The sequence below is a fragment of the Streptomyces spongiae genome (assembly GCF_009377185.1).
GTDB classification, from domain to species: Bacteria; Actinomycetota; Actinomycetes; order Streptomycetales; family Streptomycetaceae; genus Streptomyces; species Streptomyces spongiae.
The window spans coordinates 1-20,218 of the sequence record NZ_VJZC01000076.1 but is presented as its reverse complement, the minus strand read 5'-3'; the positions used below and the strand labels follow the sequence as shown (position 1 = coordinate 20,218).

Annotated in this window: 26 protein-coding genes; 25 read left to right on the top strand and 1 reads right to left on the bottom strand. The window is 67.5% G+C overall.

Annotation, left to right across the window (positions count from 1 at the left end; all coding sequences use genetic code 11):
• The first annotated feature begins 180 nt into the window (after positions 1 to 180).
• From rplN to truA, 20 genes are all read left to right on the top strand, one after another.
• Positions 181 to 549 (top strand): 50S ribosomal protein L14, encoded by a 369-nt coding sequence (rplN, locus tag FNH08_RS14125; RefSeq protein WP_003998823.1) that lies wholly within the window; start codon positions 181 to 183, stop codon positions 547 to 549.
• Positions 550 to 551: 2 nt separating this feature from the next.
• Positions 552 to 875, top strand: a complete 324-nt coding sequence (gene rplX, locus FNH08_RS14120; protein ID WP_003992365.1) for a 50S ribosomal protein L24 — start codon at positions 552 to 554, stop codon at positions 873 to 875.
• The gene (rplE, locus tag FNH08_RS14115) at positions 875 to 1,432 is read left to right on the top strand and encodes a 50S ribosomal protein L5 (protein ID WP_152771821.1); all 558 of its coding nucleotides are present in this window, start codon (positions 875 to 877) and stop codon (positions 1,430 to 1,432) included. The genes rplX and rplE overlap by 1 nt, the downstream gene beginning before the upstream one ends.
• Positions 1,433 to 1,437: 5 nt before the next feature.
• Positions 1,438 to 1,623, top strand: coding sequence for a type Z 30S ribosomal protein S14 (locus tag FNH08_RS14110; RefSeq protein WP_003948630.1), 186 nt, complete (start codon positions 1,438 to 1,440; stop codon positions 1,621 to 1,623).
• A 212-nt stretch (positions 1,624 to 1,835) separates the two neighbouring features.
• Positions 1,836 to 2,234, top strand: coding sequence for a 30S ribosomal protein S8 (gene rpsH / locus FNH08_RS14100; protein ID WP_131564570.1), 399 nt, complete (start codon positions 1,836 to 1,838; stop codon positions 2,232 to 2,234).
• A 24-nt stretch (positions 2,235 to 2,258) separates the two neighbouring features.
• Positions 2,259 to 2,798 carry a 50S ribosomal protein L6 gene (rplF, locus tag FNH08_RS14095; RefSeq protein ID WP_152771820.1) on the top strand — a complete coding sequence of 180 codons (540 nt, stop codon included), beginning with the start codon at positions 2,259 to 2,261 and terminating at the stop codon, positions 2,796 to 2,798.
• Positions 2,799 to 2,801: 3 nt separating this feature from the next.
• Positions 2,802 to 3,182, top strand: coding sequence for a 50S ribosomal protein L18 (gene rplR / locus FNH08_RS14090; protein WP_152771819.1), 381 nt, complete (start codon positions 2,802 to 2,804; stop codon positions 3,180 to 3,182).
• A 39-nt stretch (positions 3,183 to 3,221) separates the two neighbouring features.
• Entirely contained in the window at positions 3,222 to 3,827 is a 606-nt protein-coding gene (rpsE, locus tag FNH08_RS14085) for a 30S ribosomal protein S5 (protein WP_009190144.1), read from the top strand.
• A 2-nt stretch (positions 3,828 to 3,829) separates the two neighbouring features.
• Positions 3,830 to 4,012 carry a 50S ribosomal protein L30 gene (gene rpmD, locus FNH08_RS14080; protein WP_152771818.1) on the top strand — a complete coding sequence of 61 codons (183 nt, stop codon included), beginning with the start codon at positions 3,830 to 3,832 and terminating at the stop codon, positions 4,010 to 4,012.
• Between the two features lie 2 nt (positions 4,013 to 4,014).
• Complete coding sequence (gene rplO, locus FNH08_RS14075; protein ID WP_152771817.1) at positions 4,015 to 4,470, top strand: 50S ribosomal protein L15; 456 nt, start codon at positions 4,015 to 4,017, stop codon at positions 4,468 to 4,470.
• 235 nt (positions 4,471 to 4,705) lie between these two features.
• Positions 4,706 to 6,019, top strand: coding sequence for a preprotein translocase subunit SecY (gene secY / locus FNH08_RS14070; protein ID WP_322724443.1), 1,314 nt, complete (start codon positions 4,706 to 4,708; stop codon positions 6,017 to 6,019).
• Positions 6,019 to 6,681, top strand: coding sequence for an adenylate kinase (locus FNH08_RS14065; protein ID WP_152771816.1), 663 nt, complete (start codon positions 6,019 to 6,021; stop codon positions 6,679 to 6,681). The genes secY and FNH08_RS14065 overlap by 1 nt, the downstream gene beginning before the upstream one ends.
• 136 nt (positions 6,682 to 6,817) lie before the next feature.
• On the top strand, positions 6,818 to 7,654 hold the full coding sequence (gene map, locus FNH08_RS14060) for a type I methionyl aminopeptidase (protein WP_152771815.1): 837 nt from the start codon (positions 6,818 to 6,820) through the stop codon (positions 7,652 to 7,654).
• Positions 7,655 to 7,834: 180 nt separating this feature from the next.
• On the top strand, positions 7,835 to 8,056 hold the full coding sequence (gene infA, locus FNH08_RS51880) for a translation initiation factor IF-1 (protein WP_003948620.1): 222 nt from the start codon (positions 7,835 to 7,837) through the stop codon (positions 8,054 to 8,056).
• A gap of 65 nt (positions 8,057 to 8,121) precedes the next feature.
• The gene (rpmJ, locus tag FNH08_RS14050; RefSeq protein WP_003974245.1) at positions 8,122 to 8,235 is read left to right on the top strand and encodes a 50S ribosomal protein L36; all 114 of its coding nucleotides are present in this window, start codon (positions 8,122 to 8,124) and stop codon (positions 8,233 to 8,235) included.
• A 230-nt stretch (positions 8,236 to 8,465) separates the two neighbouring features.
• On the top strand, positions 8,466 to 8,846 hold the full coding sequence (gene rpsM, locus FNH08_RS14045; RefSeq protein WP_322724442.1) for a 30S ribosomal protein S13: 381 nt from the start codon (positions 8,466 to 8,468) through the stop codon (positions 8,844 to 8,846).
• Between the two features lie 67 nt (positions 8,847 to 8,913).
• On the top strand, positions 8,914 to 9,318 hold the full coding sequence (gene rpsK / locus FNH08_RS14040) for a 30S ribosomal protein S11 (protein ID WP_003956432.1): 405 nt from the start codon (positions 8,914 to 8,916) through the stop codon (positions 9,316 to 9,318).
• A 265-nt stretch (positions 9,319 to 9,583) separates the two neighbouring features.
• Complete coding sequence (locus tag FNH08_RS14035; RefSeq protein ID WP_003966937.1) at positions 9,584 to 10,606, top strand: DNA-directed RNA polymerase subunit alpha; 1,023 nt, start codon at positions 9,584 to 9,586, stop codon at positions 10,604 to 10,606.
• A 178-nt stretch (positions 10,607 to 10,784) separates the two neighbouring features.
• On the top strand, positions 10,785 to 11,285 hold the full coding sequence (rplQ, locus tag FNH08_RS14030) for a 50S ribosomal protein L17 (protein ID WP_152771812.1): 501 nt from the start codon (positions 10,785 to 10,787) through the stop codon (positions 11,283 to 11,285).
• A 142-nt stretch (positions 11,286 to 11,427) separates the two neighbouring features.
• A complete protein-coding gene (truA, locus tag FNH08_RS14025; protein WP_322724441.1) occupies positions 11,428 to 12,285 on the top strand; it encodes a tRNA pseudouridine(38-40) synthase TruA in 858 nt (285 codons plus the stop codon).
• Positions 12,286 to 12,328: 43 nt separating this feature from the next.
• Here the strand turns inward: truA and FNH08_RS14020 are convergent, their stop codons facing one another.
• On the bottom strand, positions 12,329 to 13,138 hold the full coding sequence (locus FNH08_RS14020) for a hypothetical protein (protein WP_407704368.1): 810 nt from the start codon (positions 13,136 to 13,138) through the stop codon (positions 12,329 to 12,331).
• A 230-nt stretch (positions 13,139 to 13,368) separates the two neighbouring features.
• On the opposite strand from FNH08_RS14020, the gene FNH08_RS14015 reads away from it, so the two are divergent.
• The 5 genes from FNH08_RS14015 to FNH08_RS13995 all read left to right on the top strand — a co-directional run bounded on the left by FNH08_RS14015 (position 13,369) and on the right by FNH08_RS13995 (position 20,165).
• Positions 13,369 to 14,514, top strand: a complete 1,146-nt coding sequence (locus FNH08_RS14015) for a CapA family protein (protein ID WP_152771831.1) — start codon at positions 13,369 to 13,371, stop codon at positions 14,512 to 14,514.
• A gap of 205 nt (positions 14,515 to 14,719) precedes the next feature.
• Positions 14,720 to 16,966 carry a HAMP domain-containing protein gene (locus FNH08_RS14010; RefSeq protein ID WP_152771830.1) on the top strand — a complete coding sequence of 749 codons (2,247 nt, stop codon included), beginning with the start codon at positions 14,720 to 14,722 and terminating at the stop codon, positions 16,964 to 16,966.
• A gap of 7 nt (positions 16,967 to 16,973) precedes the next feature.
• Positions 16,974 to 18,485, top strand: a complete 1,512-nt coding sequence (gene pgsB / locus FNH08_RS14005) for a poly-gamma-glutamate synthase PgsB (protein ID WP_322724440.1) — start codon at positions 16,974 to 16,976, stop codon at positions 18,483 to 18,485.
• Between the two features lie 84 nt (positions 18,486 to 18,569).
• Entirely contained in the window at positions 18,570 to 19,052 is a 483-nt protein-coding gene (locus FNH08_RS14000) for a poly-gamma-glutamate biosynthesis protein PgsC/CapC (RefSeq protein ID WP_152771811.1), read from the top strand.
• An 18-nt stretch (positions 19,053 to 19,070) separates the two neighbouring features.
• Entirely contained in the window at positions 19,071 to 20,165 is a 1,095-nt protein-coding gene (locus FNH08_RS13995) for an NlpC/P60 family protein (RefSeq protein ID WP_152771810.1), read from the top strand.
• The last annotated feature ends 53 nt before the right edge of the window (positions 20,166 to 20,218 follow it).

The following is a 20,218-nucleotide window of genomic DNA, read 5'->3' as shown; positions in this document are numbered from 1 at the left end:
TCGCCAGACCGACCTTCCCGGCCGAGTGACGGGGAACGACCACGCTCCAGCAGCGTGGGAGTTCCGCGGAGCCGGCCGGGCAGGCCACGCACATTCCTGCGGGAGTAACTCGCAGGGCAGTTCCGCCAGGCTCTCCGGTTCTACCCCCGGAGGGAACCGGCAGACGATCAGGAGATAGACGTGATCCAGCAGGAGTCGCGACTGCGTGTCGCCGACAACACTGGTGCGAAGGAGATCCTTTGCATCCGTGTGCTCGGTGGCTCCGGTCGCCGCTACGCGGGCATCGGTGACGTCATCGTCGCCACCGTCAAGGACGCGATCCCCGGTGGCAACGTGAAGAAGGGTGACGTCGTCAAGGCGGTCATCGTTCGCACCGTCAAGGAGCGCCGCCGTCCGGACGGCTCGTACATCCGCTTCGACGAGAACGCCGCCGTCATTCTGAAGAACGACGGCGACCCTCGCGGCACCCGCATCTTCGGCCCGGTCGGCCGTGAGCTGCGCGAGAAGAAGTTCATGAAGATCATCTCGCTCGCGCCGGAGGTGCTGTAAGCATGAAGATCAAGAAGGGCGACCTGGTCCAGGTCATCACCGGTAAGGACAAGGGCAAGCAGGGCAAGGTCATCGCGGCCTTCCCCCGCGAGGACCGTGTCCTGGTCGAGGGTGTCAACCGGGTCAAGAAGCACACCAAGGCCGGTCCGACGGCTCGCGGTTCGCAGGCCGGCGGCATCGTCACCACCGAGGCGCCGATCCACGTCTCCAACGTCCAGCTGGTCGTGGAGAAGGACGGCAACAAGGTCGTGACCCGCGTCGGTTACCGCTTCGACGACGAAGGCAACAAGATCCGCGTTGCCAAGCGGACGGGTGAGGACATCTGATGACGACCACCACCACTCCGCGTCTCAAGACGAAGTACCGCGAGGAGATCGCGGGCAAGCTGCGTGACGAGTTCAAGTACGAGAACGTCATGCAGGTTCCCGGCCTCGTCAAGATCGTGGTCAACATGGGTGTGGGCGACGCCGCCCGCGACTCCAAGCTGATCGAGGGCGCCATCCGCGACCTCACCACGATCACCGGTCAGAAGCCGGCCGTCACCAAGGCCCGTAAGTCCATCGCGCAGTTCAAGCTGCGTGAGGGCCAGCCGATCGGTGCCCACGTCACGCTCCGTGGCGACCGCATGTGGGAGTTCCTGGACCGCACCCTGTCGCTCGCGCTGCCGCGCATCCGCGACTTCCGCGGCCTGTCCCCCAAGCAGTTCGACGGCCGTGGCAACTACACCTTCGGTCTCACGGAGCAGGTCATGTTCCACGAGATCGACCAGGACAAGATCGACCGCGTCCGGGGTATGGACATCACCGTGGTCACCACGGCGACCAACGACGCTGAGGGCCGCGCGCTCCTTCGTCACCTCGGCTTCCCCTTCAAGGAGGCGTGAGCGAGATGGCGAAGAAGGCTCTGATCGCGAAGGCTGCTCGCAAGCCCAAGTTCGGCGTGCGTGGCTACACGCGCTGCCAGCGCTGCGGCCGTCCCCACTCCGTGTACCGCAAGTTCGGCCTCTGCCGCGTGTGCCTTCGTGAGATGGCTCACCGTGGCGAGCTGCCGGGCGTGACCAAGAGCTCCTGGTAATCCCCTCTCATCAGGGATTCCGGAAGCTCTCGGTAAGTAAAGGGCAGTGTCAGGTGCCCACCTCCCCATGGCTTAGGCTTGGAGGGTTGGGCGCCTGACGCCCATACGACTTACTACGCCGTAGGTCCACCGCGCCGCACCCGTCCCGTCTCGGATCGGGGAGAGGGATGGCGCACCAGGAAACCCCGGCGAGAGAGGCCGAAGGCCAATTCATGACCATGACTGATCCGATCGCAGACATGCTTACGCGTCTGCGGAACGCGAACTCGGCATACCACGACTCCGTGACGATGCCGGCATCGAAGATCAAGTCGCACATCGCGGAGATCCTCCAGCAGGAGGGCTTCATCACGGGCTGGAAGGTCGAGGACGCCGAGGTCGGCAAGAGCCTCGTCCTGGAGCTGAAGTTCGGCCCCAACCGTGAGCGCTCCATCGCGGGCATCAAGCGGATCTCCAAGCCCGGTCTCCGGGTGTACGCGAAGTCCACCAACCTGCCGAAGGTGCTCGGCGGCCTCGGCGTGGCGATCATCTCCACGTCCCACGGGCTCCTCACCGACAAGCAGGCCGGCAAGAAGGGCGTAGGCGGAGAAGTTCTCGCCTACGTCTGGTAGCGGAAGGGAACGGAGGAAACAGCTATGTCGCGTATTGGCAAGCTCCCCATCACGGTTCCCGCCGGCGTGGACGTCACCATCGACGGCCGTACGGTCTCGGTCAAGGGCCCCAAGGGCACGCTGACCCACACCGTCGCGGCGCCGATCGACATCGCCAAGGGTGAGGACGGCGTTCTGAGCGTCACCCGCCCCAACGACGAGCGTCAGAACAAGGCCCTGCACGGCCTGTCCCGCACGCTGGTGGCGAACATGATCACCGGCGTGACCACGGGTTACGTGAAGAAGCTCGAAATCAGCGGTGTCGGTTACCGCGTCACGGCCAAGGGCTCGAACCTCGAGTTCGCGCTCGGCTACAGCCACCCGATCACCGTCGAGGCGCCCGAGGGCATCACCTTCAAGGTGGAGAACCCGACCCGCTTCTCGGTCGAGGGCATCGACAAGCAGAAGGTCGGCGAGGTCGCGGCCAACATCCGCAAGCTCCGCAAGCCCGACCCGTACAAGGCCAAGGGTGTCAAGTACGAGGGCGAAGTCATCCGCCGCAAGGTCGGAAAGGCGGGTAAGTAAGCCATGGCATACGGTACGAAGATCGCCAAGGGTGACGCCTACAAGCGCGCCGCGATCAAGCGCCGCCACATCCGGATCCGTAAGAAGGTCAACGGTACGGCCGAGCGTCCCCGTCTGGTCGTGACGCGCTCGAACCGCCACATCGTGGCCCAGGTCATCGACGACATCAAGGGTCACACCCTGGCGTCGGCGTCGACCCTGGACGCGTCGATCCGTGGTGAGGGCGAGAAGTCCGCACAGGCCGGCAAGGTCGGCGCCCTGGTCGCCGAGCGCGCCAAGGCCGCGGGCGTCGAGGTCGTCGTGTTCGACCGTGGTGGTAACCGGTACGCGGGTCGCATCGCGGCCCTGGCCGACGCCGCCCGCGAGGCCGGGCTCAAGTTCTGAGCTCGCTGCGTAGCTAGCGGAAAGAGAGAGGTAAATCCAATGGCTGGACCCCAGCGCCGCGGTGGCGGTGCCGGTGGCGGCGAGCGGCGGGACCGGAAGGGCCGTGACGGCGGCGCAGCTGCCGCCGAGAAGACCGCGTACGTTGAGCGCGTTGTCGCGATCAACCGCGTCGCCAAGGTTGTGAAGGGTGGTCGTCGCTTCAGCTTCACCGCGCTGGTCGTGGTGGGCGACGGTGACGGCACCGTGGGTGTCGGTTACGGCAAGGCCAAGGAGGTGCCGGCCGCCATCGCCAAGGGTGTTGAGGAGGCCAAGAAGCACTTCTTCAAGGTCCCCCGGATCCAGGGCACCATCCCGCACCCCATCCAGGGTGAGAAGGCTGCCGGCGTCGTGCTGCTCAAGCCCGCGTCCCCCGGTACCGGTGTTATCGCCGGTGGCCCGGTGCGTGCCGTGCTCGAGTGCGCCGGTATCCACGACGTGCTGTCGAAGTCGCTCGGCTCCGACAACGCGATCAACATCGTGCACGCGACCGTGGAGGCCCTGAAGGGTCTGCAGCGTCCCGAGGAGATCGCGGCCCGCCGTGGTCTGCCGCTCGAGGACGTCGCCCCCGCGGCTCTTCTCCGTGCGCGTGCCGGGGCGGGTGCGTAATCATGGCGCAGCTCAGGATTACGCAGGTCAAGTCCTACATCGGCAGCAAGCAGAACCACCGTGACACCCTGCGTTCCCTTGGTCTCAAGGGCATCAACACGCAGGTCGTCAAGGAGGACCGCCCCGAGTTCCGCGGCATGGTGCGCCATGTCCGCCACCTCGTGACGGTCGAGGAGGTCGACTGATCATGGCGGAGCAGAACCCGCTCAAGATCCACAACCTCCGTCCCGCCCCGGGCGCCAAGACCGCCAAGACCCGTGTCGGTCGTGGTGAGGCGTCGAAGGGTAAGACGGCCGGTCGTGGTACGAAGGGTACGAAGGCCCGTTACCAGGTTCCGGAGCGCTTCGAGGGTGGCCAGATGCCCCTCCACATGCGTCTTCCGAAGCTGAAGGGCTTCAAGAACCCGTTCAAGACCGAGTACCAGGTCGTGAACCTCGACAAGCTCGTCGCCCTCTACCCCGAGGGTGGGGAGGTCACCGTTGCCGACCTGGTCGCCAAGGGTGCCGTGCGCAAGAACAGCCTTGTCAAGGTCCTCGGCCAGGGCGAGGTCTCCGTGGCGCTGCAGGTGACGGTCGACGCCGTCTCCGGCTCCGCCAAGGAGAAGATCACCGCCGCCGGCGGTACCGTCACCGAGCTCGTCTGACCATCACGGCAGGCGTCTTGATGACCTGAACGATCCCACCGGGGATGCCCCACAAAAGGGGTATCCCCGGTTGGTCGTTCCGGGAGGGCAGTCTCGCCGGTAAGGTGGCCAGCACTGCCAACTTTCACAGATTGCTTCACATGGGGCACTCTGAGCGGCAGTTGACCGTTACGTATTCGTCGAACCTCAAGACCGTCACCCTTGACGCAGTAGCGCGGGGGTCGCAGGAGGCACCGTGCTCACCGCGTTCGCCCGGGCGTTCAAGACGCCCGACCTGCGCAAGAAGCTGCTCTTCACGCTCGGCATCATCGTGGTCTACCGGATCGGTACGCACATCCCGATCCCGGGCGTCGACTACACCGCCGTCCAGTTCTGCATCGACCAGGCGAACGCCAACCAGGGCCTGTTCGGTCTGGTCAACATGTTCAGCGGTGGCGCTCTGCTTCAGATCACGATCTTCGCGCTCGGCATCATGCCGTACATCACGGCGAGCATCATTCTGCAGCTGCTGACCGTCGTGATCCCGCGTCTCGAAGCCCTCAAGAAGGAGGGCCAGGCCGGTACGGCGAAGATCACGCAGTACACGCGTTACCTCACGGTCGCCCTGGCGATCCTCCAGGGTACGGGTCTGGTGGCCACCGCGCGCAGCGGCTCGCTGTTCTCCAACTGCACGCTGGCGAGCTCCATCGTCCCGGACCGCTCGATCTTCGCCACCATCACCATGGTGATCACGATGACCGCCGGTACGGCCGTCGTCATGTGGCTCGGCGAGCTCATCACCGACCGCGGCATCGGCAACGGCATGTCGATCCTGATGTTCATCTCGATCGCCGCCACCTTCCCGTCCGCGCTGTGGGCGATCAAGAAGCAGGGCAACCTCGCGGACGGCTGGATCGAGTTCGGCACCGTCATCGCGGTCGGCCTGGTGATGGTCGCGCTCGTGGTCTTCGTCGAGCAGGCCCAGCGCCGTATCCCCGTGCAGTACGCCAAGCGCATGATCGGCCGCCGTTCCTACGGCGGCACCTCGACGTACATCCCGCTCAAGGTGAACCAGGCGGGTGTGATCCCCGTCATCTTCGCCTCGTCGCTGCTCTACATTCCCGCGCTGATCGTCCAGTTCTCCAACTCGAAGGCGGGTTGGGCGACATGGATTCAGCAGAATCTGGCGGACACGGCGGCGCCCGCGCACATCACTCTCTACTTCTTCCTGATTGTCTTCTTCGCCTTCTTCTACGTGGCCATCTCGTTCAACCCCGAGGAAGTCGCGGACAACATGAAGAAGTATGGTGGCTTCATCCCGGGTATCCGGGCTGGTCGGCCTACCGCTGAGTACCTTTCGTACGTGCTCAACCGGATCACCTGGCCGGGCTCGCTGTATCTGGGGCTGATCGCTCTCGTCCCGACGATGGCGTTGGCTGGTTTCGGGGCAAACCAGAACTTCCCGTTCGGCGGAACCAGCATCCTCATCATCGTGGGTGTGGGTCTGGAGACGGTGAAGCAGATCGAGAGCCAGCTTCAGCAGCGCAATTACGAAGGGTTCCTCCGCTGATGCGAATCGTCCTCGTCGGGCCGCCCGGTGCCGGCAAGGGAACGCAGGCCGCGTTCCTTGCCCAGAACCTGTCGATCCCGCACATCTCCACGGGCGACCTCTTCCGTGCCAACATCAGCCAGCAGACGGAGCTCGGCAAACTCGCGAAGTCCTACATGGACAAGGGCGAGCTGGTGCCGGACGAGGTCACCATCGCGATGGCCAAGGACCGCATGGAGCAGCCGGACGCCGCCGGCGGCTTCCTGCTCGACGGCTTCCCGCGGAACGTGTCGCAGGCCGAGGCCCTGGACGAGATGCTCAACACCGAGGCCATGAAGCTGGACGCGGTGCTGGACCTGGAGGTCCCCGAGGACGAGGTCGTCAAGCGGATCGCCGGCCGCCGCATCTGTCGGAACGACTCGGCGCACGTCTTCCACGTGACGTACAAGGCGCCGAAGCAGGAGGGCGTCTGCGATGTGTGCGGCGGGGAGCTGTACCAGCGCGACGACGACTCCGAGGAGACCGTGCGCACGCGGCTGGAGGTCTACCACACGCAGACCGAGCCGATCATCGACTACTACAAGGCCCAGGGCCTGGTGGTGACGATCTCCGCGCTCGGGAAGGTGGAAGAGGTCACCGAGCGGGCGATGGAAGCGCTGAAGCGCGAGGGCGACGACAAGTAAGTGTGTTGCCTCGGCCGCGGTTCCCCTACGGGGTGCCGCGGCCGAAGTATGGGTGCACGCGGAAGCCGCGTGTGCCGTCACCCGTATCGTTGAAGGGTCCGTGTTTTTTTCCGGGTCCAGAAAGGCCGTAGTCCTCATGGTGCAGATCAAGACCCCCGAGCAGATCGCCAAGATGCGCGAGGCCGGGCTGGTCGTCGCCGCCATCCACGCGGCCACCCGTGAGGCGGCCGTGCCGGGTGCCACCACGAAGGACATCGACGAGGTGGCCCGCAAGGTGATCGCGGAGAACGGGGCCAAGTCGAACTTCCTGGGGTACGGCGGCTTCCCGGCGACCATCTGCACGTCCGTGAACGAGGTCGTCGTCCACGGCATCCCGAGCGACGAGGTCGTCCTGAAGGACGGGGACATCATCTCGATCGACGCCGGGGCGATCGTGGACGGCTGGCACGGGGACGCGGCCTTCACCGCCTTCGTGGGGTCCGGTCACGCTCCGGAGCTCGTCGAGCTGTCCCGGGTGACCGAGGAGTCGATGTGGGCGGGCATCGCGGCGATGAAGCAGGGGAACCGGCTCGTGGACGTCTCCAAGGCGATCGAGACGTACATCCGGCGCCAGCCGAAGCCGGGCGGGGGCAAGTACGGGATCGTCGAGGACTACGGCGGGCACGGCATCGGTACCGAGATGCACATGGACCCGCACCTGCTGAACTACGTCGACCGGCGGCGGGGGAAGGGGCCGAAGCTGGTGCCGGGGTTCTGCCTCGCCATCGAGCCCATGGTGTCGCTGGGGACGCCGAAGACCGAGGTGCTGGACGACGACTGGACGGTCATCACCACGGACGGTACGTGGTCGTCGCACTGGGAGCACTCGGTGGCGCTCACGGAGGCGGGACCGCTCGTCCTGACGGCGCCCGACGGGGGCAAGGCGAAGCTGGCGGAGTACGGGGTCACCGCGGCGCCCGATCCGCTGGCGTAGCCGGAGCGGCTGTACCCGGAGCGGCTGAAGCCGCTTAATGATCTCGCTGGGTGGGCATCCTCTCTCGATTCGTGTTTCTCGGGGCCCTGACGTAGACTGACTCGTCGGCTCTTGTGTACCCGTGTGCCTACACGCGGTTGCGTAAAGTCGATCAAGGTAGTCGATTCCGAAGGGCGAAGCGTGGCCAAGAAGCAAGGTGCCATCGAGATCGAGGGCACTGTCGTCGAGTCTCTGCCGAACGCCATGTTCAAGGTCGAGCTCCAGAACGGCCACCAGGTCCTGGCACACATCAGCGGCAAGATGCGTATGCACTACATCCGCATCCTCCCTGACGACCGGGTCGTGGTGGAGTTGTCTCCGTACGACCTGACGCGTGGCCGGATCGTCTACCGGTACAAGTAGATCTTGCCCAGGTCCCGCGTTCCCCGCGGGTCCGTCGGCAACTGACCCGGAGAACCTCACATCCCATGAAGGTCAAGCCGAGCGTCAAGAAGATCTGCGACAAGTGCAGGGTGATCCGCCGTCACGGTCGGGTCATGGTCATCTGCGACAACCCGCGCCACAAGCAGCGCCAGGGCTGACGCACGATCGATCGTTCCCTCTGCATCGGTATCGCAGAGATTCGCGCGACGCGAGCTGAATATGTTCATACGCAGGATCCAGGCGCCCACGGTGCCTGACACCCCCGGTTCGGAGGCCGGGGACCCAGTCGTACCAAATCTTTGGCTGCATCTTTTGGACAGCGTGAAGAGGCCGGCGGCTGGGGGTCGGTTCTGCGGAAGACCTCCGAGTATCAACTGGAGCCATTGAAGTGGCACGCGTTTCCGGTGTTGACATCCCGCGCGACAAGCGCGTGGAGGTCGCCCTCACCTACGTGTTCGGCATCGGCCGGACCCTCTCGCAGCTGACGCTGGCCGAGACCGGCGTCAACCCGAACACCCGTGTTCGCGATCTGACCGAAGAAGAGCTGGTCAAGATCCGCGAGTACGTGGACAACAACATCAAGACCGAGGGTGACCTCCGTCGCGAGATCCAGGCCGACATCCGCCGCAAGGTCGAGATCGGCTGCTACCAGGGTCTGCGCCACCGCCGTGGTCTGCCCGTCCGTGGCCAGCGCACCAGCACCAACGCCCGCACCCGCAAGGGCCCGCGTCGCGCCATCGCCGGCAAGAAGAAGCCGGGCAAGAAGTAGTCCGCAGCGACACTCGCCGTCCAGCGGTCTTCGCTGTAGGACCGACCACCTCCCGTAGGAGTTATAGATGCCCCCCAAGGGTCGTCAGGGCGCTGCCAAGAAGGTGCGCCGCAAGGAAAAGAAGAACGTCGCTCACGGCCACGCGCACATCAAGAGCACGTTCAACAACACCATCGTTTCGATCACGGACCCGTCCGGCAACGTGATCTCCTGGGCCTCCGCCGGCCACGTCGGCTTCAAGGGCTCGCGCAAGTCGACCCCCTTCGCCGCGCAGATGGCCGCCGAGTCGGCCGCCCGTCGCGCGCAGGAGCACGGCATGCGCAAGGTCGACGTCTTCGTCAAGGGCCCGGGTTCGGGTCGTGAGACGGCCATCCGTTCGCTGCAGGCGACCGGTCTCGAGGTCGGCTCCATCCAGGACGTGACCCCGACCCCGCACAACGGCTGCCGTCCGCCGAAGCGTCGTCGCGTCTGACGCCTCGGGCGCGATGGCTCGGCTTCCGGCTGGGGGTGTGGGGGTTATCCCCCACATGTCGCAGTACGGCTGCCGTCCGCCGAAGCGTCGTCGCGTCTGACGCACGCGTCTGACGCACGGCTGGTTGGTTCTGGGATTTCGGGCGGTACGGCTCTGTAAAAGGGCCGTATCGCCCGTACCCTTGCAATACCCGTCCCTTTTGGCAGGGGCGGTTCCGTCGGGCGTCAAATAGCGGGCGTCCACGACTGAAGGATCTGATCCACACATGCTGATCGCTCAGCGTCCCTCGTTGACCGAAGAGGTCGTCGACGAGTTCCGCTCCCGGTTCGTGATCGAGCCGCTGGAGCCGGGCTTCGGCTACACCCTCGGCAACTCGCTCCGCCGCACCCTCCTGTCGTCGATCCCCGGTGCCGCTGTCACCAGCATCCGCATCGACGGCGTTCTGCACGAGTTCACCACCGTGCCGGGCGTCAAGGAGGACGTCACCGACCTGATCCTCAACATCAAGCAGCTGGTCGTCTCCTCGGAGCACGACGAGCCCGTCGTGATGTACCTGCGCAAGCAGGGCCCGGGTCTGGTCACCGCCGCCGACATCGCGCCCCCGGCCGGTGTCGAGGTGCACAACCCCGACCTCGTCCTCGCCACGCTCAACGGCAAGGGCAAGCTGGAGATGGAGCTCACGGTCGAGCGTGGCCGTGGTTACGTCTCCGCCGTGCAGAACAAGCAGGTCGGTCAGGAGATCGGGCGCATCCCGGTCGACTCGATCTACTCGCCGGTTCTCAAGGTCACGTACAAGGTCGAGGCCACGCGTGTCGAGCAGCGTACCGACTTCGACAAGCTGATCGTCGACGTCGAGACCAAGCAGGCCATGCGTCCGCGTGACGCCATGGCGTCGGCCGGTAAGACGCTCGTCGAGCTCTTCGGGCTCGCCCGCGAGCTCAACATCGACGCCGAGGGCATCGACATGGGTCCGTCCCCGACGGACGCCGCCCTCGCCGCTGATCTGGCGCTGCCGATCGAGGAGCTGGAGCTCACCGTTCGGTCGTACAACTGCCTCAAGCGTGAGGGCATCCACTCCGTGGGTGAGCTGGTCGCGCGCTCCGAGGCCGACCTCCTGGACATCCGTAACTTCGGTGCGAAGTCCATTGACGAGGTCAAGGCGAAGCTGGCGGGTATGGGTCTCGCGCTGAAGGACTCGCCTCCCGGGTTCGACCCGACGGCTGCGGCTGACGCCTTCGGGGCCGATGACGACGCCGACGCCGGGTTCGTCGAGACCGAGCAGTACTAAGCGCTCCGCGGGGAGGCCGTACTGCGTCTGCGGGCCGGTTGTGGCTGGTCGCGCAGTTCCCCGCGCCCCTTCCGGGGCGCCCCTTCGGGGACGCCCCGGATCTTCGACAGGCGACCGCCTGCTCGGATACTGACCCCGGTACCTGATACGGCCGGGGCAGACACACAGGAGAAGAACCATGCCGAAGCCCACCAAGGGTGCCCGTCTGGGCGGCAGTGCCGCGCACGAGAAGCTGCTCCTCGCGAACCTCGCGAAGGCGCTGTTCGAGCACGGCCGCATCACCACCACCGAGGCGAAGGCCCGCCGTCTGCGGCCGTACGCCGAGCGTCTGGTCACCAAGGCGAAGAAGGGCGACCTTCACAACCGCCGTCAGGTGCTCCAGGTCATCACGGACAAGAGCGTCGTGCACACGCTCTTCACCGAGATCGGCCCGCGGTACGAGAACCGTCCGGGTGGCTACACCCGTATCACCAAGATCGGTAACCGCCGTGGCGACAACGCGCCCATGGCTGTCATCGAGCTGGTCGAGGCGCTGACGGTCGCGCAGGAGGCCACGGGCGAGGCCGAGGCCGCGACGAAGCGTGCCGCCAAGGACGCCGAGGCTGCTCCGGTTGCCGAGGAGACCAAGGTCGACGTCGCCAAGGCGGAGGCTCCCGCCGAGGAGGCCAAGGACGCGTAAGCGTCTGCCGGGTTCTGTTTGTCGGCGGGTGCGGCTTCGTCGTGGCTTGTCGCGCAGTTCCCCGCGCCCCTTACGGGGCGCTCAGCGGGTCCGTTCCTTTTGAGGGGCGGACCCGCTTTCGTGTTGCTGAGAGGATCTCCGTGTGAGTGACGAAGTACAGCCCGGGTTCGTGCGGGTGCGGATGGATCTCTCCTATGACGGCTCCGAGTTCTCCGGCTGGGCCAAGCAGGCCGGGGGGCGGCGGACCGTGCAGGGGGAGATCGAGGACGCCCTGCGGACGGTGACGCGTTCGAAGGGGGAGTCGTACGAGCTGACCGTGGCGGGGCGGACCGATGCCGGGGTGCATGCGCGGGGGCAGGTCGCGCATGTGGACCTGCCGGAGGCCGTGTGGGGCGAGCACCACGGGAAGCTGCTCAAGCGGCTGGCCGGGAGGCTGCCCAGGGATGTGCGGGTGTGGGCCCTCAGGGAGGCGCCCGCAGGGTTCAACGCGCGGTTCTCGGCGGTCTGGCGGCGGTACGCCTACCGGGTCACCGACAATCCCGGCGGTGTCGATCCGCTGCTGCGAAGCCATGTGCTGTGGCACGACTGGCCTCTTGATGTCGGCGCCATGAACGAGGCGGCTCAGCGGCTGCTCGGGGAGCACGACTTCGCCGCCTACTGCAAGAAGCGTGAGGGTGCCACGACCATTCGTACGCTGCAGGAGCTGAGCCTCGTGCGGGGGGACGACGGGATCATCACCGCCACCGTGCGCGCCGACGCCTTCTGCCACAACATGGTGCGCTCGCTCATCGGGGCCCTGCTGTTCGTGGGGGACGGGCATCGGGCGGCCGACTGGCCGGGGAAGGTGCTGGCCGCCGGGGTGCGGGACTCCGCCGTGCACGTCGTACGGCCGCACGGGCTGACGCTGGAGGAAGTCGGCTATCCCGCCGACGAGTTGCTGGCCGCGCGGAACAAGGAGGCGCGGAACAAGCGGACTCTGCCCGTGGGCGGTTGCTGCTGAGGGGACCGGCTCCCGGCCTTCAGCGGCCCTCAGTTCGCCGTCCTCAGTCGTCCGCCCATGAGGTGACGAGACCCGAGAGGGCCTTCTCGGCCTCGTCGGCGTCGCGGCCGTTTCCCCGGGCCCTGGGGGCGAGTTCCACGTGGACGAACTTCGCGTGCCGGCGCTGGGCTTCCTTGCCCTGGGCGTTCGTGACCCCTTCGAGGGGGCATCGGTCCGACCAGCCGCGGCAGACCCGTAGCCCGTCGGCCTCCATGGCGTCGGCCAGGGCGGAGGTCTCGGTGAGCACGCGCTGCGCGGCCCCGGTGGACAGGACGGCCTCGTAGGGGCGGTCGGAGTCCTTGGCGAAGCCGTGCAGTTGGACGCCGGGCACGTCACGCTTCTGGAGCTCCGTGACGATGGTGTGGAAGGCGCTGTCCCCCCGGCGGGCGACGTCGGCGGCGTCCTCCTGGCCGGCGCGGCGGTGGGCGCCGGCCAGGACCAGTGAGCCGCCCGGGTTGCCTTCCAGCAGCTGTACTCCGAGGAGTTCGGTGTCCTGGTCGGCCACCGGATGCGGTACCTGCGCGCTCCAGTGGAGGGCGGCGTCGGCGTTCAGGTACAGCCGGCCCCAGTGCTCGGCCTCGCCGGGCTTCCGGGCGGCGATCTCGTCGTATCTGCGGCCGGAGGCGGTGTCGGTGAGGCGGGTGATCTTCAAGCCGATGGGGGCCAGCAGTCTTTCCGCCTTCGTGGCGTCGCCGTCCAGGAGGCGGCCGACGCCCTCGGCCAGTTTGGCGCGTTGTGTGTCGCTCGGTGGGGTGTAGTCGCCGTCCGGCTGGAACTCGGCGGTATACGACAGGATGCGGCTCCGGAGGTCCACCAGTTCACGGGCGTGCGGAGCGGAATCGTCCGTTTCCTGGCCTGTTGTCGATTGGCAGCCGACCAGGGCGACAAGGAGTCCGACTTGTGCCAGAAAGCGAACGAAATGTGACCGTCTTGTGACGGTAATTTGGGTAGCTCCTGTAGGGCGCGTGTGACCATGACGCGGTGACATTTCGTAATCCTCTCCGGGGCACTCGTTCTGCAGCCGCTTTAGCGACGGTCGCCGCCCTGACCGCCGCGTGCAGTTCCGGGGCCTCGTCGGCGCCGGAGGTGAAGCCGGGCGGGCGCTCGTTCACCGTGGCCGCAGCCGGTGACGTACTCATCCACCCCGAACTCGTCGACCAGGCCACCAAGGACGCCAAGGAGACCGGCAAGGGGGAGGCCGGGCTGGACTTCGGACCGCTGCTCGCCGGGGTGAAGCCCGTCATCAGCAAGGCCGACCTGGCGATCTGTCACATGGAGACACCGGTCGGGAAGCCCAAGGGGCCCTTCGAGGGCGCTCCGGAGTTCCTCGTTCCGCCGCAGGTCCTGACGACGCTCAAGGACGTGGGGTACGACACCTGCTCGACTGCCTCCAATCACACCTACGACCACGGCCTGGCGGGCGTGCGGCGCACGGTGAACACCATGGAGAAGGCCGGCCTCGGGCACAGTGGCTCCTCGCGTACGCCCGAGGAAGCAGAACAGATCAGCATCCGAGACGTCAACGGGGTCAAGGTCGCCCATCTTTCCTACTCCCGGGAGTCGTTCCTCAAGCCGGAGCCCGAGAAGGAGAAGTGGGCGGTCAACCGGATCGACACGGACCGGATCAGGGATGCCGAGGCCCGTGCCCGCAAGAAGGGTGCCGAGGTGGTGATCCTCTCGGTCCACTGGGGGCGCGAGAACTACAACGAGCCCAGCGTGTCGCAGCTCCAGCTGGCGGACCGGCTCACCGCCGAGACGGGGATCGACCTGGTGATCGGCCACCACTCCCACGTGGTGCAGCCCATCCAGAAGGTCAACGGCACGTGGGTCGCCTACAGCCTCGGCAACCAGGTGGCCCGTCACTCCTCGCCCACCGGTCTCACCGAGGAGGGCGCGATCGGCTGGTTCGAGTTCCGTGAGACGACCGGCGGATGGGACGTCTCGGCCCGCTACGCTCCGACGCTGGTGGACATCCCGGCCGAGGTGGAGGACGGGGAGGAACCGCCCAAGGGCGCGGCCCTGGACCACCGGGTGGTGGACGTGCGGCAGGTCCTTGAGGAACCGGGGGACCTGTCTGAGGAGCGGCTCGCCCGCTACCGGCTGGCGGCGGACCGTACGCGTGGCTTCCTGTACAACCGCGGGGCTCCCGGTGGAGACGGTCTGAAGGAGCTCGCGCTGGAGCGTGACTAGGGCCACAGCTCATTCCTGGGCGGGAGATGCAACCTCGGCGCTCCTTAACAGTCTTTTAAATGACGGCTTGTCATGCCCCCGCGTGTCGGCGGTGTTCTCGGCAGGCGCCGTCATCCGTAGAGGTCGGAGGAGACCACCGGTGACATCGACTCGTGCCGCGCGACCCGTGAAGGGCGGGCGGCGGCGAAGCCGCAGACGAGCGGACATGCCGCTGCTCGGCGGCATCCGTCCCCCTATCGCGCTGCTGTGCGTGCTGGTGCTCGCCCTCGCCGGCCTCACCGCCAAGGTGCTCGGCCCCGCCGGTGAGCAGCTCGTGCCGGAGGCGGTGCTGTCCTCACAGCAGCATTTCGCCGAGGACGGTGCGATCGCCCTACGCGCGTCGATCGACGAGCGGGTCACCGACCTGGACCGCACCGCGGCGGCGCTGAACGAGGGCTCCCCGGTGGAGCCGGAGCGCGTTCTGTCCGATCTGGGGAAGACGTACCAGAAGTGGACAGGCACCACGGTTCTGGACGTGGAAAGCGGCAAGGTGCTGGCCGCCAGGGGGGAAACGATTCCCCTCGGCTGGCTGGACAAGAAGGTCCTCACCGGGGACAAGGCGCTTCTGCCCCGCATGGTGCGGCTGAAGACCGGCGACGTACGCCTGATGACCATGGCGGTGCTCGACTGGAAGGACCGGCCGCAGCAGCTGCTGATCGCGTCCAACAGCCTGTCCGTGCCCAACGTCACCCTGGGCCAGTTCCGCTCCATGGCCGTCGTCGCCACCGGCGGGGAGATCCTCGCCACGGCCGGCTTCGAGCAGTCCGAGGCGCTCAACTCGGACCAGGAGCGCAAGGAACTGACCTTCGTACAGAAGCAGATGAGCAAACTCTCCGCCCAGGCGGCCAAGGAGACGGAGCAGGACCCCGTCAGCGCCAGGGAGCCCGGCTCCCGCGGCTACCCGGGCGTCAGCGGAACCCTGCTCGGCGAGAGCTACAACGGCCGTACCGCCACGGCCGGGTACGCCTCCCTCGCCTCCTCCGACCCCGAGGAGAAGAAGAGTGTCGGTGCCGGGCTCGGGCTCACGGTGGTGGCCCTGCTGCCGGTGCTCCAGCAGCACGCCGCCGGCCCCGGCCGGGAACTGTACGGACTGCTCGCGGCCGGAGCCCTGGTGCTGCTCGGACTGATCGCGGTGGCCGTGCTCTGGGCGACCGTGCAGCGGCCCCTGCTGCGGCTGTTCCTGGAGTCCCGCCGGCTGGCCCGCGGCGACCTGACCCGTCCCGTGGCCGTGCCCCGCTGGGGTGAGGCCGCGCGCGTCGGCTCCGCCCTGGAGCGACTGCGCGCGCAGTTGGGCGGCGCGGGGGACGAACCCGCGGACCGTCGAAACCGCAGGACACGGTTCGGGGTGCGCGGGCCGCTCGCCGTGACGGCGATTCTGCTGCTGCTGTGGTGCGTGCCGGTCGGCTTTCTGCTCAACCGCACGGACGACTCGGTGAGCATCCCCTCCGCCATGGTCGACGACCAGCGCGACCGCACCGACCTCGTGGCCGACCGCGTGCGCCGGGCGCTCAACGAGGCGCAGGCGGACATGGTCTCCATGTCCCGGCTGATCGACGCGGACGACACCGGAGCCACCCGCAAGGTGCTCGAGGCGGCGCTGCGCGAGCACTCCCGCTACCAGGCGCTCTACCTCCTCTCCGAGGACGGGGACGTCGTGGCCCGCGCGGGTGAGGAACCGAGCGCCGACTGGAGCGGCGAGGAGGACCTTCCGCTGGTCCGGGTCGCGGGCAAGGGCGGGAAGAAGCCGGTCATCCAGGTCGGGGCCTCCGTTCCGGACAAGAAGGGGGAGACCGTAGTCGGTGAGGTCAGGGTGGAGTTCCTCAACTCGCTGCTGAACCGGCCCGGGCTCGGCGAGGTCCGCGTGGTGGACCCCAAGGCGGAGACCCTCGCCGCCAGCGACGGTTTCCTGGCCTTCGAGGGCCTGCCGAGGGACGCGCTCACCGATCTGGTCAAGGCGGGCGGCGCCCAAAGCGGCACCGGCCCCGCCGAGAACGGCCTGCTGATCCGTGAGGGCCGAGGTGTCACTGTCGCCGCGGCGGCACCCTTCTCCGGGGGCGGCGTGGCGTCCGACCTCGGCTGGACCGTTGTCAGCTGGCAGAACGCCAAGGAGTTCCAGATCGCCCCGTACGAGCGGGAGGACCGCAGCATCCTCGCCGGGATGCTCGGTCTGGCGCTGATCGTCGTCTGCCTGGGCTGGGTGTTCCTCGTGGTGGCCCGGCCGCTGCGGGCCCTCGCGGCCAGTGCGGAGAAGCTGGCCGACGGCGACCTCAAGACCGTGCACTACCCCCGCTACCAGGACGAGGTCGGCGCCGTCGTGCGCAGCCTCGAACTGCTCCGACAGCAACTGCAGGCCCGTAAGCAGAACCAGGCGCGCCGGCTCGCGGAGCCACAGCCCGTCGTCCGGGGAAGGTGACCCAGCTGTGCTCTATCTCTACTTCGTGCTGCTCATAGGCGGCGTGATGCTGCTCGTGGCGGGCATCGTGGAGCAGCGCCGGCACTACGCCAGCCTGCACAGCATCCCCTCGCGGGTGCTCGTCAACGGCATCCGCGGCAAGTCCTCCATCACCCGGCTGTGCGCGGGGGCCCTCAGGGGCGGGGACCTGGTGACCGTGGCCAAGACGACGGGTACGGCCGCGCGGTTCATCCACCCCGACGCCACCGAGGAGCCGGTCTACCGGAAGTTCGGGATCGCCAACGTGGTGGAGCAGATCGGCATCGTCCGCCGGGCCGCCACCTACCGTCCCGACGCCCTCGTCATCGAGTGCATGGCCGTCATGCCGGCGCTGCAGGAGGTCAACCAGAGCAAGCTGATCCGCTCCACGATCGGCGTGCTGTGCAACGTCCGTGAGGACCACCTCGCCGAGATGGGCCCCACCCTCGACGACGTGGCCCGTTCGCTGTGCCGCTCGATGCCCGAGGACGGCATCTGCGTCACCGCGGAGAAGGACCGCTTCCACATCCTCCAGGAGGAGGCCGACGCCCGTAACTGCAAGCTCGTCTACGCCGACCCCGAGATGGTCACCGACGAGGAGCTGCGCGGCTTCAGCTGGTTCACCTTCAAGGAGAACGTGGCGATCGCGCTGGTCGTCGCCGAAATGCTCGGCGTGGAACGGCAGGTCGCCCTCCAGGGCATGTACGACGCCCCGCCGGACCCGGGCGTCCTCTCCGTGGAGCGCTACCTCACGCCCGAGGGCAAGAAGCTCGCCTTCGCGAACGTCTTCGCGGCCAACGACCCCGAGTCGACGCTGATGAACATCAACCAGCTGCTCGACCTCGGCGCCATCCACCGGCCGCTGAACGTCGTGATCAACTGCCGCCCCGACCGCGTCGAGCGCAACGGCCAGATGGGCGAGATCATCCCCGACCTGGAGCCGGACAACGTGTTCGTCATCGGGCACCCCGCCAAGAGCGCCATCGACGCCATCCCGGCCGAGTGGCGCGATCGCGCGGTCGACCTCGGCGGTGAGCGGCGGTCGGCCGAGGAGTTCATGCCGGCCCTGCTGGAGCGCATGGCCGCCGACTCCTCCCTCGTGGCCATCGGCAACATCCACGGCCAGGGCGAGGAACTCCTCGAGTACCTGGCCGAACTCCCGGCGGACGACTCCGCACCCGCGGACCCGGACGCGGACCGGCCCGCGGAACCCGCGCTCCCGGCCCAGTCGGCGCGCCTGGATCCCTACGCCTCGTACCCCATGGCCTACGAGGAGCGCTACCAGGCCGCGCAGACCCAGGAGGTCCCGGTGATCCGCATTCCGGCCCAGCAGCGTCGCCCGTCGTGGGCCCAGCACGCCGACCAGCACCAGGGGCAGTACTTCCAGGAGCAGGGACAGTACGCCGCCCCGGCCCAGGACACGTGGCAGTACGGCGACGACTCCCACGGCGGCCACCCGTACCCGACGGCCGACGGCGGTGGGCAGCATCCGCACTCCTGACCTCCGCGGGCCGGGCCGACACCCCGCACCCGCACGCCGCCGACCGCCTCGCACCACGACCCGCACCCGTGCCCGGAGACCCCGTTGACCACCGCCGCCCTGACCCCTGAGATGGCCGCCCTGGGCATCGCCATCGGCCTGTTCTTCTCGTTGCTGTGCTACCTGACCACCAACCTGTCCCCCGGCGGAATGATCACGCCGGGATGGATCGCCCTCACACTCATCGAGGACCTCCAGCGGGCGGCCATGGTGGTCGGCGTCACGGCCCTCACCTACGCGGGCACCAAGGTCATGCAGCGACTGGTGATCCTCTACGGCAAGCGGCTGTTCGCCGCGGTGGTCCTGCTGGGCGTGCTGCTCCAGGCCACGGTGATGATCGTGCTCTCGATCGAGTTCCCGCTGCTGTACGGCAACCAGACCCTCGGCTTCATCGTGCCCGGTCTGATCGCCTACCAGATGGTGCGTCAGCCCAAGGGGCCCACTCTGCTGGCGACCGGCACCGTCTCGCTCATGGCCTACATCGTCGTCGCCGCCGGGCTGCTGCTCGGCATCATGCCCACAGTCTGAGAAACGGGGAGAGAACTCATGGCAGGGAAGAAGAAATCAAGGCCGGTCGTCTCCGGGCTCGTGGTACTCGCGCTCGTGGGGACGTCCGGCTACCTCACCGTGGAGCTCCGCAAGCAGGACGAGCAGGGTGTCACGGAGATCACCAACGTCGGTGTGCTGGACGGCTCCGGGCGCTCCGGCGGCTCCGGTGGCGAGTCCAAGGGCCAGTCCAAGGGCGAGGAGACGTGGTCCCGGCTGGAGAACCCGGCCCGCTCCGTGCTCCGCGGGTCCGACGGCCAGGTCAAGGCGGTGCTCACCGACGGGGCGCGCACCGCGACGCTGACCGGGCCGTCCCGCACGTTCGCCGAGCCCTCCTCCACCAGCTCCAAGGTCTCGACGACCGACTGGGTGCGGCTCATGCCCGAGAAGTGGAAGAAGGGCGCGGAGAAGGAGAAGTGGTTCAAGGACTGGTACGCCGAGTTCGAGGGCAGCAAGAAGGACGACCTCTTCACCTTCGCGTTCCAGTACGTCGCGGGCGCCAAGGACAAGAAGGACGCGCAGGGCATCCGCTACGCCGGTGACGCCAGCTTCGGTCCCCTGAACACGACGGGAGCCGAAGGCGGTGACCTGCGCCTGGAGCAGTCCGACTTCTACGACTACCTCGGGGTGCAGTACCCCTTCCGAGACGGTGTGATCGGGGCGCCGGAGACCGCGCGCGCCAAGTCCGTCGACTGCTCGGGGTACATGCGCCTGGTGCTGGGCTACCGCGCCCGCTACCCGCTGATGTCCTCGGACAACGCGGGAGACGGACTGCCGCGCACCGCCAACGGCATGGCCCGCTCGAAGCAGGGTGTCGACGTGCTGCCGCTGGCCGGTGTCACGGCGAAGGACCGGCCGAGCGGGATCGACCAGCTCCAGCCCGGGGACCTCGCCTTCTTCAAGCTCGACCAGCGGACCGGGGAGCGGCTGGACCACGTCGGCATGGTGCTCGGCTACGACACCGAGGGGCACCTGATCTTCGTGTCCAGCCGTGAGGAGGTCAACGGGCCGACGATCGGTGACGTGGGCGGGGTGTCGCGGTTGGACGGCAACGGGTACTACGCGAAGACGTTGCGGAGTGCGAAGCGGTTGTGAGCGGTGGGGTGTTGTAGGGCGGGGGCTGCGCCCCCAGCCCTCCTTCCCGGGAG